The 1,326-nt window shown below is 41.0% G+C and carries 1 protein-coding gene; it reads left to right on the top strand.

Annotated elements, in window-relative coordinates; genetic code table 11:
• Positions 1-74: 74 nt before the first annotated feature.
• Entirely contained in the window at positions 75-1,103 is a 1,029-nt protein-coding gene (locus tag AB4209_RS22200) for an IS110 family transposase (protein WP_017065108.1), read from the top strand.
• Positions 1,104-1,326: the final 223 nt, after the last annotated feature.

Consider the following 1,326-nt stretch of genomic DNA (forward strand, 5'->3'; position numbering starts at 1 on the left):
GGCGTTGTTAATGATATGGACACTTCCACCCACCGTCTAAACTTATAGTCGGTAACATAAATGAGGAAGAGACCATGACCATTGCAACTTTAGGTATCGACTTAGCTAAATCTTCTTTTGCTCTTCACGGAGTAGATTCATCAGGCAAAGTTCTTTTGAAGAAAAATATCAGCAGAAAGAAGTTGTCCGAAACGTTGACCAATATGCCTCCTTGTCTTGTTGGTATGGAAGCTTGCTCCAGTGCTCATTATTGGGCAAGAGTATTCAAGCAATTTGGTCATGACGTTAAACTTATGCCTCCGCAGTTTGTTAAGCCCTATGTGAAATCAAATAAGAACGATACCGCTGATGCTGAAGCAATCTGTGAAGCGGTAACTCGCCCTAACATGCGTTTCGTACCTATAAAATCGATTGAACAGCAATCAATCCTTTCTGTTCACAAAGCTAGAGAAAGGTTAGTTTCAATGAAAACTGGCCAAACTAATCAATTACGTGGGTTGCTGGCTGAGTTTGGTCTTGTCTTTCCTAAAGGAAGTGCATCACTTAACAAGCAGCTCCCTCTGGTTTTAGAGGATGCTGAAAATAATTTGACGCCACCGATTCGCTGCGTGGTTACTCATTTAAAAGAACTAATTGATGAGCTTTCTTCACGAATTAGTGCGTTAACAAAAGAAATTGAACAATGGCACAGTACGAATGTTGATTCTAAAAGAATCGCAGAGATCCCTGGAATTGGCCCTATAACTGCCACCGCACTTGTTGCAAGTATAGGTGACCCCGCATCTTTTAATAATGGACGGCAGGTATCTGCATGGATTGGACTTGTACCTAAGCAGTTTTCAACGGGTGGCAAACAAGTATTGCTTGGTATAAGCAAGCGGGGGGATGGCTATTTACGAAGACTACTAGTGCATGGTGCAAGAGCTGTTCTTGGGCACTTAAAGCAACAGCCAACCACTTATACTCACCGCTGGTTGAATGACTTACTGAAACGAAAACACAAGAATGTTGCAATAGTCGCACTAGCTAATCGGAATGCTCGAATTGCATGGGCTTTATTGGCTAATCAGCAACACTATAATCCTGAATTACTATCTATCTAAAATTGCGCATGAAGTGGAAATGAGAAAACAGGTAAGACCGTGAGTATGGAACTCTGATTTGATCTTAGGACTTTCAAGTTCGTGTTGTTGATAAGAGCATGCTCAGCGGAAATCATTAAGAGTCCTTGAACTCGGATATATGTCTGCAATCTTTTACCTAAAACTTTCAGATTTACTACTTGCCAATAGGAAGTGTCCATATATGATCAAATCAGCTTGAAGA

This window comes from Vibrio sp. 10N.286.48.C11, assembly GCF_041469805.1.
GTDB lineage: Bacteria > Pseudomonadota > Gammaproteobacteria > Enterobacterales > Vibrionaceae > Vibrio > Vibrio crassostreae_C.

What these genes read in the sequence shown, in the direction of transcription:
- AB4209_RS22200 (WP_017065108.1), top strand. Translation starts at nt 75, where the DNA reads ATGACCATTGCAACTTTAGGTATCGACTTAGCTAAATCTTCTTTTGCT.